This window comes from Streptomyces lomondensis, from assembly GCF_014651035.1.
Taxonomy (GTDB): Bacteria; Actinomycetota; Actinomycetes; order Streptomycetales; family Streptomycetaceae; genus Streptomyces; species Streptomyces lomondensis.
In genome coordinates this window covers 568902-585328 of sequence record NZ_BMWC01000004.1, presented here as the reverse complement: position 1 = coordinate 585328, position 16427 = coordinate 568902, and the positions used below count along the sequence as shown (strand labels likewise).

At 75.3% G+C, this 16427-nt stretch carries 4 protein-coding genes; all 4 read right to left on the bottom strand.

Going from position 1 to position 16427, the window contains the following annotated elements:
- Nucleotides 1-4 precede the first annotated feature (4 nt).
- Genes IE255_RS17740 through IE255_RS17720 form a run of 4 tightly spaced genes read right to left on the bottom strand, consistent with a single transcriptional unit; the run spans nucleotide 5 to nucleotide 16426 of the window.
- Nucleotides 5-7933 (bottom strand): non-ribosomal peptide synthetase, encoded by a 7929-nt coding sequence (locus IE255_RS17740; protein WP_190051234.1) that lies wholly within the window; start codon nucleotides 7931-7933, stop codon nucleotides 5-7.
- Nucleotides 7930-12477: a non-ribosomal peptide synthetase gene (locus IE255_RS17735; protein ID WP_190051233.1), complete on the bottom strand. Its 4548-nt coding sequence runs from the start codon at nucleotides 12475-12477 to the stop codon at nucleotides 7930-7932. The genes IE255_RS17740 and IE255_RS17735 overlap by 4 nt, the downstream gene beginning before the upstream one ends.
- On the bottom strand, nucleotides 12474-16208 hold the full coding sequence (locus IE255_RS40150; protein WP_308280905.1) for a condensation domain-containing protein: 3735 nt from the start codon (nucleotides 16206-16208) through the stop codon (nucleotides 12474-12476). The genes IE255_RS17735 and IE255_RS40150 overlap by 4 nt, the downstream gene beginning before the upstream one ends.
- Entirely contained in the window at nucleotides 16208-16426 is a 219-nt protein-coding gene (locus IE255_RS17720) for an MbtH family protein (protein ID WP_190051232.1), read from the bottom strand. The genes IE255_RS40150 and IE255_RS17720 overlap by 1 nt, the downstream gene beginning before the upstream one ends.
- Between the last annotated feature and the right edge of the window lies 1 nt (nucleotide 16427).

The following is a 16427-nucleotide window of genomic DNA, read 5'->3' as shown; positions in this document are numbered from 1 at the left end:
TCGCTCAGAAGCCATCGTTCTCGTCGAAGTCGTCGCTGTCGTTCTCGAAGGCGCTCTCGAAGTCCTCGATGTCCTCCTGGGTCAGGGCCACCAAGGGCAGGTCCGACGGGGTGAGTCCGCCCGCCGGGGCGTCCTCGGCGTGCCGGACGAGGCCGCGCAGGGCCCGCTCCCACAGGGCGAGCAGGGCGCCGGTCTCGGACGGTGCGAGGAACGCCTGCGGGGCGGACGCGGAGACGTGCAGCCGGACGCCGTCCGCGTTCTCGACGGCGACGGCGTTGATCTCCAGCCCGAAGGCGGCGGGCCGCCCGCCGTCCGGCGGCACGCCGAGCATCGGGGCCTCGGGGGCGAGCTCCCAGGGCTCCTCGCCCGAGGCGGAGGCGGTGAACCGGCCGAGGTAGTTGAAGACGATCTGCGGGTGCGGGCGCTTGTCCAGTTCGGCGGCGGTGTCGGGGTTGAGGTGGCGCAGCAGGCCGTAGCCGAGGCCGCGGTCGGGTACGGCGCGCAGCTGCTCCTTGATCCGTTTCAGGGCCGTGCCCGCGGCCGGGCCGCCGGACAGCGCCTCGTCGAGGTCGACCGGGCCCGGGTCGAGGGCGGCCGGGTGGAACGTGGTGAACCAGCCCATGGTGGCGGAGAGATCGACGCCCTCGGCGATGTCCTCCTCGCGCCCGTGGCCCTCAAGACCGACGAGGAGCGAGCGGTCCGCGAGGTCGCCGCGCTGCTCCCGCCAGACGGCGGCGGCCACCGCGAAGGCGCTCAGCAGCACGTCGGGAACGGCGGCCCGGTAGGCGGCGGGCACCGTCGTGAGCAGCGGGACGGTGACGTCCTCGGGGAGCACGAACTTCTCTTCCCGTACGGTCGCCGCGGTGTCGCGGGCGGGGTCCAGGGCCCGGTCCAGCAGGGGCCGTGCCCGGTCCAGCGTCTCGGTCCACCAGGGCAGTTCGCGCACGCGTTCCGCCGAGCGGGCCTCCTCGGCCAGGAGGCGGCTCCAGCGGCGGAACGAGGTGCCGGTGCGGTGCGGGCGCGGGGTCTGCCCGGACCGCAGGGCCTGCCAGGCGTCGGCCAGCCCGGAGGTGATGATCCGCCAGGACACGCCGTCGACGACCAGGTGGTGGGCGACCAGGAGCAGCCGGTCCGTGCCGCACAGGACCGCCTGGAGCATGCGTCCGGCCCGGGGGTCGAGGCGCGCCGCCGCGTCGGTCAGGTGCCGGTGGAGGTCCGGCCCCTGCGCCCGGGTCAGCAGGTCGCGCGCCCGTACGGTGCCCTCGGCGGGGACCACCAGACGGCTGCCGTCGTCCGCCAGGCGGGCGCGCAGCATGGCGTGCCGGTCCAGGAGCGCTTGCAGGGCGGCGCAGGCGTCGTCCTCGCTCAGGTCCGGGGGCGTCACCAGCAGGACGGCCTGGGCGAGTCCGCCGTAGGAGCCGTCCGGTCCGGCCGTCCACCGCATGAGCGGGGTGAGCGGCACCTCGCCCACGGGATCGTCGGCCTGGACCTCGTTCTCGGCGCGGCCGGTCGCGGCGGCGTCCGCTGCCAGTCCCGCCGGGGTGGGCGACTGGAAGACCTGCCGGGGGCTGAGGGCCAGGCCCGCCTTGCGGGCCAGGGTGACGAGCCGGATGGAGACGATGCTGTCGCCGCCCAGCTCGAAGAAGTTGTCGTCGACGCCGACCCGCCCGAGTCCGAGGACGGTGGCGAACAACGCGCAGAGCCGCCGCTCGCGTTCGTTCGCGGGCTCCCGGGCCGGACCGGCGCCGATGGCGGTCCCGGGCGCGGGCAGACCGGCCCGGTTCACCTTGCCGGACGGCAGCAGCGGGAACGCGTCCAGGAAGGTGAGGGTCCGGGGCACCATGTGCTCGGGCAGCCGCTCCTGGAGCCAGTCGCGCAGCCCGGGCAGGGCCTCGGGATCCGCCAGGCAGTATCCGGCGAGTTGCCTGACGCCCGGGACGTCCTCGCGGACGACGACCACGCCGCGCCGGACTCCGGGATGCTGTTCGAGGATCGCCTCGATCTCCTCCAGCTCGACGCGCATGCCGCGGATCTTCACCTGGTTGTCGGCGCGGCCGAGGAACTCCAGGGTGCCGTCGCGCTGCCAACGCACCAGGTCGCCGGTGCGGTAGAGGCGTTCGCCGGGCGGGCCGAACGGGTCGGCGACGAAGTGGTCGGCGGTGCGGCCCGGGTCGTTGACATAGCCGCGGCCGAGGTAGACGCCGCCCGCGTACAGCTCGCCCGGCACGCCGACCGGGACGGGCTGGAGCCGGTCGTCCAGGACGTACAGCCGGGTGTTGGAGTTGGGCCGCCCGATGGAGACGGCGCTGCGGATCGCCCCGGTGCGGTAGACGACATGGCTGACGCCGATGGTGGCCTCGGCCGGTCCGTACCCGTGGTACATCACCGCCTCGCTCGCGGCGCGGAAGCGGGCGAACAGTTCGGGGGTGAGCACCTCGCCGCCGCACCACACGTGTTTCAGCGAGGCGGCGCGGCGGGCGAAGCCGTCCAGTTCGAGGAGCAGGTCGAGCATCGAGGAGACCAGGTAGGTGAAGGTCACCCGGTGCCGTTCGACGGTGTCGAGGAGGTAGTCGACGTCCCGTTCGCCGCCGGGTTCGGCGATCACCACCCGGCCGCCGTTGACCAGCGGCAGGAAGATCTCGTTGATGGAGATGTCGAAGCCGAGCGGCGCCTTGAACAGGGCCGCGTCGCCGGTGCCGAAGCCGAGCAGGCCGCGCTGCCACAGCAGCCGGTGGGCGATGGCCCGGTGCCGGATCATCGCGCCCTTGGGGACGCCGGTCGAGCCGGAGGTGTAGATGACGTAGGCGAGGCCCTCCGGGTCGACGTGCACCCGGGGCCTCTCGGCGGTGGGGCCGTCCAGGGCGACCTCGACGACGGGCGGCGCGTCCTCCCCCAGGAGACTGTCGTCACCGGGCCGGCCGAGTACGGCGGTCAGGGCCGCGCCGCGGCACACCTCGGCGATGCGCCGGGCCGGCCAGGACGGCTCCAGCGGGACGAAGGCCCCGCCCGCCTTCAACACGGCGAGCAGCCCGACGACCATCTCCACGGACCTCTCCAGGTGGATGCCGACGCAGCGCTCCGGGCCCACCCCGAGGGAGATGAGCCGCCGTGCGAGGCCGTTGGCGCGGGCGTCGAGCTCGCCGTAGGTGAGGGCCGTGCCGCCGGGGACGCCGTACTCGACGGCCACCAAGTGCGGGGTCTTCGCGGCCTGTTCCTCCACCAGCGCGGTCAGTGTGGTGGCCGGCACGGTGCGCGCGGTGTCGTTCCACTCCCCCAGCATCAGGGCCCGCTCGCGCGGGGTGAGGACGTCGCCGGCGGCCACCGGGCGGTCCGGGTGCCGGGCCAGCTCACCGGCCAGGCGGACGAACCGCTCGGTCATCTCCCGGGCGGTCTCCTGGTCGTACAGGTCGGGGCTGTACACCAGGGAGCCGTCGATGCCGCCGGCGCCGGACCGCTCGAACACGTGGAAGGCCAGGTCGGTCTTGGCGGTGTAGAAGCCGACCCGCCGCTCGGTCAGGGTGAGCCCGGCGAAGTCCCGGCGGTCGGCGGGGGCCTGCTGGTGGGCGAGCATCACCTGGAACAGCGGGTGGCGGCCCATCGAGCGCGTGGGCCCGAGCGCGTCCACCAGCCGTTCGAAGGGCAGGTCCTGGTGGGCGTAGGCGTCCACGTCGGCCTCGCGCACCCGGGCGAGCAGCGCACGGAACGTCGGCGCGCCGGAGACGTCGGTGCGCAGCACGAGGGTGTTGACGAACAGGCCCACGAGGTCGTCCAGGACGGGGTCGCCGCGCCCGGCCACCGGGGTGCCCAGGGGGATGTCGTCGCCGGCGCCGAGCCGGCCGAGCAGCACGGCGAGGGCGGCCTGGAGGGCCATGAAGACGGTGCCGCCGGCCTGGGCGGACAGGTCCCGCAGCGCCCGGTGGGTTGCCGCGTCGAGGGCGAAGTCCACGGCGCCGGCCCGGTAGCCGGGCACGGGCGGGCGGGGCCGGTCGACGGGCAGCTGGAGCTCCTCGGGCAGCCCGTCCAGGCGCCGTGACCAGTAGCCCACCTCCTCGGCGGTGTACGCCTCGTCGAGCAGGTCGCGCTGCCACAGGGTGTGGTCGGCGTACTGCACGGCGAGCGGCGGCCAGGCGGGGGGCGTGCCGCGCAGCCGGGCAGTGTAGGCGGTCTCCAGGTCGCGCAGCAGCGGTTCGGCCGACCAGCCGTCGGTGGCGATGTGGTGGACGAGCAGGAGCAGGACGTGGTCGTCGGGGGCGAGGGTGTACAGGGTGGCGCGGACCGGGATCTCGCGGTCCAGGGCGAAGGAGTGGGCGGCGGCCTCGCTCAGCAGCGCGTCGAGGTCGTCGGCGTGCGTGGTCACCGTCTCGAAGGGCACGGCGGTGTCCGTGCGGATGTCCTGCCGGGGGACGCCGTCGTCGTCGGGGAAGACCGTGCGCAGGGCCTCGTGGCGGTCCACGACGTCCTGGAGCGCCGCGCGCAGGGCCTCGGGGTCGAGCGGTCCGGTGAGGTGGACGGCGGTGGGGATGTTGTAGGTGGGGGTCGGCCCCTCCAGCCGGTACAGGAACCACAGCCTGGCCTGGGCGAAGGACAGCGGCACCGGGTCCGGGCGCCGGGCCGGGAGCAGCGGGGGCCGCCGCCGGGCGGGCGCCTCCAGCAGGGGTGCGAGGGCGGCGGCGGTGGGCGTGTCGAAGACGGCCCGCAGCGGCAGGACGACGTCCAGCTCGGCGCGGACGCGGGCGACGAGCCGGGTGGCGAGGAGGGAGTGCCCGCCGAGAGCGAAGAACTCGTCGTGGATGCCCACGGAGGGCAGCCCGAGCAGGTCCGCGAAGAGGCGGCACAGGGTTGCCTCGGCCTCGGTGCGGGGCGCGGTGGCGGTGGTGAGCGCGGACAGGTCGGGGGCGGGCAGGGCGGCGCGGTCGAGTTTGCCGTTGGGGGTCAGCGGCAGGGCGTCCAGCACGACGACGGCGGAGGGCACCTGGTGGCCGGGCAGGGTGCCGGCCAGGGCCTGCCGGATCTCCGGCGGCTCCGGGCGGACGCCGGGGCGCGGGACGACGTACGCAAGCAACTGGGCATCCCCCTGGGCGTCCTGACGTACGGTCACCACCGACTGGGACACCCCGGGCAGCGCGGCCGCCGCGGCCTCCGTCTCGCCCGGCTCGACCCGGAAACCGCGGATCTTCACCTGGTCGTCGGCCCGGCCGAGGAACTCCAGCGCCCCGTGGGCCGTCCAGCGCACGACGTCGCCGGTGCGGTAGAGACGGGCGCCGGGCGGGCCGTGGGGGTCGGCGACGAAGCGTCCGGCGGTCAGGGCGGGCCGGCCCAGGTAGCCCCGGGCGAGCTGGGATCCGCCGAGGTACAGCTCGCCCGGGACGCCCGGCGGCACCGGCCGCAGGGACGCGTCCAGGACGAGGGTGCGGGTGTTCCACACCGGGCGTCCGATCGGCACGGAGCCCGACGCGGAGCGCGTGCCGTCGGCGCACGGCCATGCGGTCACGTCCACGGCCGCCTCGGTCGGGCCGTAGAGGTTGTGCAGCTCGGTGCCGTCCAGCAGGCGGGCGCAGCGTTCGGCGAGGTCCGCCGGCAGGGCCTCGCCGCTGCACACGATCCGGCGCAGGACGCCCCGGGCCCGCTCGGCGGCGGGGTCGTCGAGGAAGACCCGCAGCATCGACGGGACGAAGTGGGCGGTGGTGACGCGCTGTTCGCGGATCAGCTCGGCGAGGTGGGCGGGGTCGCGGTGGCCGCCGGGGCGGGCGAGCACCAGCACCGCCCCGGTGATCAGCGGCAGGAAGAACTCCCAGACGGAGACGTCGAAGCTCGCCGGGGTCTTCTGGAGCACCCGGTCCTCGGGGCCGACGCGGTAGGTGTCCCGCATCCACAGCAGCCGGTTGACGATCGCGGCGTGCGGGACGACGACGCCCTTGGGGCGGCCGGTGGAGCCGGAGGTGAAGATGACGTACGCGGGGTGCTCGGGGCGCAGCGGTGCGAGCCGTTCACCGTCGGAGAGGGCGGCGGGGTCCAGGGCCGCCAGGCGCTCGCGCAGGGCGGGGTCGTCGAGCAGGAGCGTCGGTGCCGCCGAGGCGGGGACCTTGGCCGCGGCGGTGCTCGATGTCAGGACGAGCGCCGGGGCGGCGTCCTCGATCATCACGGCGAGGCGTTCGGCGGGGTAGCCGGTGTCCAGCGGGACGTAGGCGGCGCCCGCCCGGAGTATCGCGAGCAGCGCCACGACCAGGTCGGGCCCCCGGTCGAGGGCCACGCCCACCAGGCGTTCCGGGCCGACACCGCGGCTGATCAGCAGGCGGGCCAGGCGGTTCGCGCGGGCGTGGAGCGCGGTGTAGCCGAGGGTGAGGTCCTCGAAGGTGAGCGCCGGCGCGTCCGGGGTGCGGGCGGCCTGTTCGGCGAGCAGGCCGGCCAGGGTGGTGCCGGGAACGGGCCGGTCGGTGACGTTCCATTCCCGGAGGACCTGGTGTTCCTCGGCTTCGGACATCAACGGCAGCCGGGACACCGGCCGTTCAGGGTCGGCCAGCCCGGCGGCGAGCAGCGTCTCCAGCCGGGCCAGCAGCCGGTCGACCGTCTCCGGCGTGAACAGGCCGCTGCGGTAGGTGGCCTCGATGCGCAGCTGTCCGCCGGTGAGGAAGGCCTCCAGGGACAGGTCGAACTGAGTGGTGTCGTTGTGGACGGTCTCCCACTCGGCGCTCACCCCGGGCAGCTGCGGTCCCTGGAGCCCCTGGGTGAGGAAGAGCAGCATGACGTCGAACCAGACGGCACGGCCCGGGTGCCGCTCCGGCCGCAGCCGCTCCACCAGCAGGTCGAACGGCATGTCCTGGTGGGCGTACGCGTCGGTGCACAACTGGCGTATGTGTTCGACCAGTTCGGCGGTGCCGGGGTCGCCGTCGAGGTCGGCGCGCAGGGCCAGGGTGTTGCCGAAGTTGCCGATCAGCTGGTCGAGTCCGGGCAGGTCGCGGTTCATCACGGCCGAGCCGATGGGGATGTCGGTGGCTCCGGTGAGGCGGTGGAGCAGCGCGGCCAGGCCCGCGAAAAGCACCATGAACGGGGTCGCGCCGGCGGTGCGGGCGAAGGCCGTGAGCCGCTCGGTGACCCCGGGCGCGAAGGTGCGGAAGCGGCGGTCGCCGTGCGCGGTGGGCTGGGCGGTGCGGGGTGCGTCGGTGGGCAGGGCCAGGGGGCGGGGCGGCGGGACCAGGGCGGTGCGCCAGTGGTCGAGATGGCCGGCCAGCCGCTCGTCGGTGAAGGTGGTGCGCTGCCAGAGCGCGAAGTCGGCGTACTGCGCGGGCAGCGGCCCGAGCCCGGCGTCCGCTCCGGTGACGGCGGCCCGGTAGAGGGCGCTCAGGTCGCGGGAGAGGGCGTTGAAGGTGCCGCCGTCCCAGGCGATGTGGTGCACCGTCAGGACGAGGGTGTGGTCCTGGTCGGTGCGCCGGATGAGCAGGGCCCGCAGGGGGTGGTCGGTGGCGAGGTCGAACGGCGTCGCGGAGGCGGTGCGGGCCAGTGCGGCGGCGCGCCGGTCCTGCTCGTCCGCGGGCAGGCCGTGCAGGTCGGCCGTCGAGAAGGCCAACTCGACGGCTGCATCGACGACTTGGTGAGGTGTTCCGTCACCGGCCGCGGGATACCGGGTGCGCAGCACCTCGTGCCGGGCGAGCAGCCCGGCCAGGGCGGTGCGCAGCGCGTCCGCGTCGAGGGGGCCGCGCAGCCGGATGGCCAGGCACACGTTGTAGGCGGGGCTGGCCGGGTCGAGCTGCTGGAGCAGCCACATGCGGGACTGGGCGTACGACAGCGGCAGTTCGGCCGTGTCCGGGGGCCGGGGCGGGATCCGTTCGGCGGGGGCGGGGGTGTGGGCGAGTCCCGCGCTCTCCAGTCTGCGGCGCAGCAGTTCCCGCTTGCGTGCCGCGAGGTCGCCGGGCCGGTCCGCCTGGGTCTCGGTCACTGGTGTCCGCCTTTCAGCAGCCGTTCGAGGGACGCGGTCCACAGCTCGCCCAGCCCCTCGGTCTCCGCCTGGGTGAAGAGCCGTTCGGGCCAGTGCCAGCACGCCGTGAGGACCGGGCCGCCGGGGTCCTTCCCGTCGTCGATCAGCGCGTCGACGACCAGGGGATAGAGGGCCGGCGCCCCGGGGTCGGCCCACGCGCCCATGGCGCCGGTCTCGGGGGCGCTGGTGAACGCGGCGTCCTCCGGCTGCTCCCCGAGGGTCATGCGGCCCAGGTAGTTGACCGCGATCTGGGGCTGCGGAAGCCGGGCGAGGACGGCGGCGGTGTCCGGGTTGAGGTGGCGCAGCAGGCCGTGGCCGATGCCCTGGTCGGGCAGGGCGGCGAGCTGGTCCCGGACGCGCCGCAGCTGCTGCGCGGGGGCCGCGTCGCCGGGGTCGAGGCGGACCGGGAAGACGCTGGTGAACAGGCCGAGGGTGCCGGACAGGTCGGCGCCCGGCAGGAGGTGCTCCTCGCGGCCGTGCCCCTCCAGAGCGATCAGCACGGAGTCGTCCGGAGCGGGCCGGCCGAGTTCGCGTCGCCACGCCGGCACGGCGAGGGCCAGCGCGGTCAGCAGGACGTCCGGCACGGGGTGCGCGGTGAGGAGTGCGGTGAGGTCCGGGCCGAGCGTGGTCCAGTGGTGGCGCACGGTGGCGTGGGTGTCCCGGGCGGGGTCCAGCGGTCCGGCGCCCAGGTCCGGTTCCGGCCGGTCCGACACCGCTGTCCAGTAGGAGAGTTCGGCCGTACGGCGGTCCGACACGGCCTCGGCCCGCAGCGCCCGGGCCCACTCCCGGAAGGTGGTGCCCGGCGGCGGGAGCTGTGTGCCGTGCCAGGCCGCTGCGAGATCGGCGGCGAGGACGCCCCAGGAGGCGGCGTCGGTGACCAGGTGGTGCAGGACGGCCAGCAGCCGCCCCTCGCGGTCAGGACCGGTGTCGAACCACAGGAACCGCGCCACCCTCCCGGCAGCCGGGTCGAGTTCGGCGGCCAGGTCCTCGAAGGCGCCGGGCACGAGGGTGCCGATCGTGGCGTGGTCCAGCCGTGCGGCGTCGGTGCGTCGTACGCAGTCGGCGGCGCGTGCGGTGCCGACCGGTGCGGTCCGCAGGTGCCAGGCTCCGTCGCCGTCCCGGGTGAGCGTGGAGCGCAGCAGGTCGTGCCGGTCCAGGACCGTCTGGACCGAGCGGTGCAGTCCGTCGAGGTCCATGCCGGGCGGGGTGCGCAGGAAGCGGGCCTGGCTGAGCGTGCGGAACAGGCCGCCTTGTCCGGCGAGCCGGGCGAGCATCGGGGTGAGCGGGATGTCGCCGACGCCCGCGTCCGGGTCCGCCTCCCGGCGCCGGGCGGTACCGACGACCTCCGCGAGCCCGGCGACGGTCGGCTGCTCGAACACGTCCCGCGGCGAGAGGGCCAGCCCGGCCGCGCGGGCCCGGCCGACCAGCCGCATAGAGACGATGCTGTCGCCGCCGAGCGCGAAGAAGCTGTCGTGCACGCCGACCGAGCCCAGCCCGAGGGCCTGCGCGAACAGTGCGGCGAGGCGTTCCTCGGCCGCGGTGCGGGGCGGCTGGGCGGCGGGCCCGGCGGTGCGGGACGGGGCCGGGAGCGCGGTGGTGTCCAGCTTGCCGTTGAGGGTGAGAGGGAACGCGTCGACCGGGACGAACGCCGACGGCACCATGTAGTCGGGCAGGACCGCGGCCGCGGCCCGGCGCAGCAGCTCCGCCGTCTCCTCGGCGGGCGGCGCGGCCGGGCTCGTCACGACGTAGGCGACCAGGCGGCGGACGCCGGGAGTGTCCTCGCGGAGGACGACCGCGGCACGTTCGACGAGTTCGTGGTCGAGGAGGACCGCCTCGATCTCGCCGGGTTCGATCCGGTAGCCCCGGATCTTGACCTGGTCGTCGATCCGGCCGAGGCACTCCACCAGGCCGTCCTCGGTCCACCGGGCGATGTCGCCGGTGCGGTACATCCGCGCGCCGGGCCGTCCCGAGAAGGGGTCGGCGACGAAGCGGCTCGCGGTGGTCGCCGGCCGGCCCAGGTAGCCACGGGCCAGTCCCTCGCCGGCGATGTACAGCTCGCCGTCGACGCCCGTGGGTACGGGGTTGAGGTGCCCGTCGAGGATGTACAGGGTGGCGCCCGCCACGGGGCGGCCGATCGCGGGCCGGTCGCTGAGCGCGAGGTCGCAGTCCGCGGAGTCGACGGTGCACTCGGTGGGCCCGTACAGGTTGTGCGCGGCCAGTCCGTCCGTCTCGCGCAGGGTGCGCCACAGGTCGGGCGGTACGGCCTCGCCGCCGACACCCAGCACCTTCAGCCCGGCCCGCCAGTCGCCGCCGCGCGCGACCACCTCGGCGAGCAGGGACGGGGACAGCTCGATGAACTCGATGCGGTGCTCGGCGAGGAAGCCGCGCAGCGCGTCCGGGTCGCGCCGGATCTCCTCGGGCACCAGGTGCAGTTCGTGCCCGGCGAACATCCACAGCATGGGCTGCCAGGACGCGTCGAAGGCCGTCGGCCAGGCATGGCCCACGCGCAGGGGCCGGCCGCCCGCCGCCTGGGAGGCCGGGGTGTGCAGGGCGGCGTGGTGCGCGGCGAAGAGGTTGACGATGGCCCGCTGCGGCACGACGACGGCCTTGGGACGTCCGGTGGAGCCGGAGGTGTAGATGACGTACGCGGGATGCTCGGGGAGCAGCGGTGCCATGCGGTCGGCGTCCGTGAGATCGGCTCCGTCCGCGTCCGCGAGGCGCCGCCGGGTGCCGGGGTCGTCGAGCAGCAGGGCGGGGACGTCGCCGAGGGTGTCCGGGCCGGGCGCGGTGCCGGTGGTGGCGACCAGCACGACCGGGCGGGCGTCGGCGAGCATCCCGGCGATCCGCTCCCCCGGCCAGGCGGGGTCGAGGGGCAGATAGGCCGCGCCCGCCTTCTGGACGGCGAGCAGCGCGGTGATCGTGTCGGGCGTGGGCGGCAGGGCCAGCGCGACGATCCGCTCCGGCCCGGCACCGGACTCGACGAGCACCCGGGCCAGCCGGTTGGCGTTGGTGTTCAACTCGGCGAAGGTGAGCCGGTGTTCGCCGCCGACGACGGCCACCGCGTCCGGTGTCCGGGCGGCCTGCGCCTGGAGCACGTCGGGCATCGTGGCGTACGGGACGGGCAACCGCTGTGCCGCCCCGCGCGCCAGCAGCGCGGCCCGCTCCTCGGGCGCGAGGACGTCCAAGGCCGCCAGCGGTGTGGCGGGCGCGGCCACTACCGCGCGGACGAGCCGCTCGAAGCGCCCGGCGAGCCGCTCCACCGTCGCCCGGTCGTAGCAGTCGGGCCGGAACTCGAAGACGACGCCGAGCCGTTGCTCCGCGAGCACGGCGAGGGTCAGCGGGTAGTGGGTGGCGCCGGAGCCCTTGACGTCGAGGATCCGCAGGCCCGCCTCCGCCTCGGCCCGGGCCACCGCGTCCTGGTCGATCGGGTAGTTCTCGAAGACCAGCAGGGTGTCGAAGAGGTCGCCGGTGCCGGCGAGGCGCTGGATCTCGGTGAGCCCCAGGTACTGATGGTCCATCAGCCGGGACTGCTCGTCCTGGACCCGGCGCAGGAAGGCGGCGGCCGGCTCCCCCAGTGGTACGGACAGCCGCACGGGCACGGTGTTGATGAACAGGCCGATCATCGACTCCACGCCGGCGAGTTCGGCGGGGCGCCCGGCGACGGTCGCGCCGAACACCACGTCGTCCCTGCCGGTCAGCCGCGCCAGCAGCAGGGCCCACAGGCCCTGGACGACGGTGTTGACGGTGACGCCCAGGTCGCGGGCCGTGCGCCGCACACCGGCGGTGAGTTCCTCGGACAGCCGCAGCGTGTGCAGCTCGGGCGGTACGGGGACGAGACCGGCCGCCGCGGGCGCGAGCAGGGTCGGTGCCGCCCCGGCCAGCGCCTGCCGCCAGGCCCGGCCGGAGGCCTCCCGGTCCCGGCTCGCCAGCCAGGCGAGGAAGTCCCGGTACGGCCGTACGGCGGGCAGCGGAGCCGAGCGGCCGGGGGCGAGCTGGGCGGCGTACAGCTGGAGCAGTTCCCGGACGAGCAGCGGCACGGACCAGCCGTCCAGCAGCAGGTGGTGGTTGGTGAGGACGAGCAGCCGGCGGTCGCCGCCCCGGTCGACCAGGGTCAGGCGCAGCAGCGGAGGGTCGGTCAGCTCGAAGCGGGCGGCGGCGTCGGCCGTGACGAGTCGTTCGACCTCCGCCTCGTCGGCCGCGTCCGCCTCCCGCCAGTTGACGGGGACCTGCTTGAGGACGACCTGCACGGGCTCGTCCATGTCGTCCTCGTGCAGGAAGGCGCTGCGCAGGTTGGCGTGCCGGGCGAACAGCTCCTCGGCGGCGGTGCGCAGCAGCTCGGGGCGGAGCGGGCCCTCGATCTCCACCAGGGACTGCATGGTGTAGACGTCCTGGGCGCCCTCGTCGAACAGGGCGTGGAACAGCAGGCCCTGTTGCAGCGGGGACAGCGGCAGGACGTCCTCGACCAGGGACCCGTCGTCCGCCGCCCCGGCGGGCTCTGTGCTCATCGGCTCCTCCACCTCGCCTTGACGTTGTCGAGCTGCGACCGGCTGAGCGACACCAGCGGCTCGGCGGTCGCGGAGAACTCCTCTTCCGGGGCGGTGTCGTCCGGCAGGGAGCGGGCGAGACCGGCCGGGGTGCGGTGGGTGAACACGTCCCGGGGCGAGAGCCCGAGTCCGGCCCTGCGGGCCCGGTCGGCCAGCCGGACCGAGACGATGCTGTCGCCGCCGAGGGCGAAGAAGTCGTCGTGGACGCCCACCCGTTCGAGACCGAGGACCTCGGCGAACAGGCCGCACAGCACCTTCTCCGGTTCGGTGCGCGGCGGGTCGAAGGTGCTCGCCTCCGTGAAGTCGGGGGCGGGCAGCGCGCGGCGGTCGAGTTTGCCGCTGGGGGTCAGCGGCAGCGCCTCCAGCACGACCACGGCGGCCGGCACGAGGTGGGCGGGGAGCCGCTCGGCGAGGGCGTGGCGCAGGCCTGCGGCATCCGGCCCGCCGCCTTCCCGTTCCACGTACGCCACGAGCCGCCGAGGCCCCGCACCGTCCTCCCGGGCCACGACCGCGGCCCGGCGCACCCCGGGCAGGGCACGGGCCGCCGCCTCGATCTCACCGGGTTCGACCCGAAAACCGCGGATCTTGACCTGCTGGTCGGCCCGGCCCAGGAACTCCACCACGCCGTCGAGGCGCAACCGGGCCAGGTCGCCGGTGCGGTAGAGGCGGCCGCCGGGCGGACCGAAGGGGTCGGCGACGAACCGCTCGGCGGTGCGGCCGGGTTGGTTCAGGTAACCGCGGGCGAGTCCGTCGCCCGCGAGGTACAGCTCACCGGTCGCTCCGACCGGGACCGGGCGCAGGAAGGGGTCGAGGACATGGACACGGGTACGAGCGATGGGCCGGCCCAGCGGGACGGTACCGGCGGTCTGGTGCCGTGGTGCCGCGGAGTCGGCATGCGGGAGGCCCAGCGGGACGGTGCCGGCGGTAGACCGCCCCGACGCGACGGCGTCCGCGCCCGGTCCCACCAGCGGAGCGCAGTCGGCGGTCTGCTGCCGTTGCGCCGCGGAGCCCGCGCCCGGCGGGCCCAGCGGGCCGCTGCCAGCGGTCGATCGCCCCGGGGCGACGGCGTCCGCGCCCGGTCCCACCAGCGGGGCGCTACCAGCGATCGGCTGCCGTGGTGCCGCGGAATCCGCGCCCGGCGAGCCCAACGGCCCGCTGCCAGCAGTCGATCGCCCCGGCGCGACGGCGTCCGCGCCCGGTCCGCCCAGCGGGGCGCTGCCGACGGTCGGCTGCCGTGGCGCGACGGCGTCCGCGCCCGGTCCATCCAGCGGAGCGCTGCCGACGGTCGGCCGCCGTGGTGCCGCGGAATCCGCGCCCGGCGAGCCCAACGGGCCACGGCCAGCACCCGACCGCCCCGGCACAACGGCATCCGCGCCCGGTCCGCCCAGCGGAACACCCTCGGCGAGCGGCCAGCCGGCCGTGCTCTCGTCACCGGCGTACACATGGACAAGGCTGTCGCCCGCCGCCTCCGAGCAGCCGTAGAGGTTGACGAGGCGGGACCCGGGCCAGCGGGTGGTGATCTGGTGGGCCAGGTCGGTGGGGAGGGGTTCGCCGCTGGAGATCCAGGTGCGGACCGAGCCGAAGCCGCCGGGCGGGGCGGACTCGACGAGGGTGGTGTAGAGGCTGGGGACGGCGGTGAGCAGGGTGGCGCGGTGCCGGTCGGCCAGGGCGGCCAGGGCGGTGGGGTCGCCGGTTGTCTCGTCGTCGGCGAGGGCCACGGCCTCCCCCGCGACCAGCGCGCCGAGCAGTTCGGTCAGGCCGTCGATGAAGCTGATCGGGCTCTTGGCGACGCGGACGCCGGCCGGGCCGTCCGTCAGGTCCCGGCCCCAGGCCAGCCGGTTGGCCAGGGCCCCCTGCGTGCCGAGCACGCCCTTGGGGCGGCCGGTGGAGCCGGAGGTGAAGACGACGTACGCGGGGTGGTCGGGTGACAGCGGCGGGCGCGGTACGGCGATGGCCGTCTCGCGGGGGTCGCAGACCGACTCGGGGTCGAGGGCGAGTCGCCGGGCCGTCTCCCGGTCGCTCACCACGAGCCGTGGGGCCGCGTCCCCGAGCATGAGGGCGATGCGCTCCGGCGGGTAGGCCGGGTCGACCGGCATGCAGGCCGCCCCGGCCTTGAGGACGGCCAGCAGCGCGGTGACGAGGTCCGGTCCGCGCGGCAGGGCGACGGCCACCACGGTCTCGGGACCGGCGCCCCGGGCGAGCAGGGCGGCGGCCAACCCGTGGGCGGCAGCGTCCAGTTGGGTGAAGGTCAGGGTCGTGTCGCCGTGGTGGACGGCGGGGGCCTGCGGGGTGCGGGCGGCCTGTTCCTCGAAGAGGTCGCGGACGGTGGCGCGCTGCGCCGGGGGATCGTGTGGGGTATGGATCCGGCTCCCGGGGACGGTGTCGAGCCGTCCCACCAGTCGTTCCGGATCCTCCGTGAACGTCCGTACGAGTCGGCGCAGTCGGGTCGCGATGCCGGTCACCGTCGCGGCGTCGAGGGCCGTCGGCTGGTGGCTGAAGGTCAGGGTCAGCCGGTCGCCGGGCAGGGCGGTGAGGGTGAGCGGGTAGTGCGTGGCGTCGCGGACCGACACCTCGGTCATGCGGGGGCCGTCGGGCCCGAGGGCGCGGGCGATGCCGTCGTCGTCGATGGGGTAGCTCTCGAACACCAGCAGGGTGTCGAAGAGGAGGCCGTGCCCGGTGGCCCGCTGGATGTCGGCGAGGCCGAGGTGCTGGTGGCCCAGCAGCGCCGCCTGCTCGGACTGGACGCGCAGGAGCAGGTCGGCGAGCGGCTCGGCGGGGCGTAACCGCACGCGTACCGGCAGGGTGTTGATGAACAGCCCGACCATCGACTCGATGCCGGGGACGTCGGCGTCGCGGCCGGACACCGTGGCGCCGAGGACCACGTCCAGCCGACCGGTGTGCTGGGCGAGGAGCACCGCCCACAGGCCCTGGAGCACGGTGCTGACGGTCACCCCCCTGGCGCGGGCGGTGTCGGTGAGGGCCGTGGTCTCCCGCTCGGAGAGTTCCACGACGTGCCGCCCGGGCTGCTCGGCGGGGAGGTCGCGCGCCTCGGGGGCGATGAGGGACGGCTCGTCGAGGCCGTGCAGCGCGGCCCGCCAGGCCTGTTCGGCGGCGGCGCGGTCCTGGCGGGACAGCCAGGCCAGGTAGTCGCGGTAGGGCCGGACCGGGGGCAGGGAGGCCGGGTCGCCGCCCGCGGTGTAGAGCCGGAAGAGCTCGCGGACCAGCACGGGCGCGGACCAGCCGTCCCACAGGAGGTGGTGGGAGGTGATCAGTAGCCGGTGGTCCCGCTGCCCGAACGCCACCAGCCGCAACCTCAGCAGCGGCGGGCGGGCGAGGTCGAAGCGGGCCTCCCGGTCCCGGGCGAGCAGGTCGTCGAACGCCGTCTGCCGCCCGGCCGGCGGCAGTCCGGACAGGTCGGTGACGCGCCAGGGCGTCCGGATCCCGCCGGCGATCACCTGCACGCGCTGCCCCGACCGCCGGGTGCGGAACGCGGCCCGGAGGTTGGCGTGCCGGGCCAGCAGGGCGTCGGCGGCCGTGCGCAACCGGCCCTGGTCCAGCGGCCCTTCGAGCCGGATGACCAGCTGTCCGGTGTAGACGTCCCGGGCGTGCTCGTCGTACAGGGCGTGGAAGACCATGCCCTCCTGCGTCGGCGACAGCGGGAGGACGTCCTCCACGGCCGGGCGGGGCGCCATCAGTCGCCGGCTCCGCGCATGGCCTCGGCCAGGCTGCGCGGGCGCATGTCCGTCCAGTGCCGCTCGATGTGCTCCAGGCAGGCGGCCCGGGTGTCCGGGCCGTGCACGCTCTCCCAGCCGGCCGGGACGGGGGCGAAGTCGGGCCACAGGGAGTACTGGCCCTCGTCGTTCACCAGGACGCGGAAGACGCCGCTGTCGTCGTCGAACGGGTTGGCCATG

Bases quoted from the DNA above. Each gene is read 5' to 3' on its own strand.
- IE255_RS40150 (WP_308280905.1), bottom strand. From the start codon at position 16,208: ATGGCGCCCCGCCCGGCCGTGGAGGACGTCCTCCCGCTGTCGCCGACG.
- IE255_RS17720 (WP_190051232.1), bottom strand. From the start codon at position 16,426: ATGGCCAACCCGTTCGACGACGACAGCGGCGTCTTCCGCGTCCTGGTG.
- IE255_RS17735 (WP_190051233.1), bottom strand. From the start codon at position 12,477: ATGAGCACAGAGCCCGCCGGGGCGGCGGACGACGGGTCCCTGGTCGAG.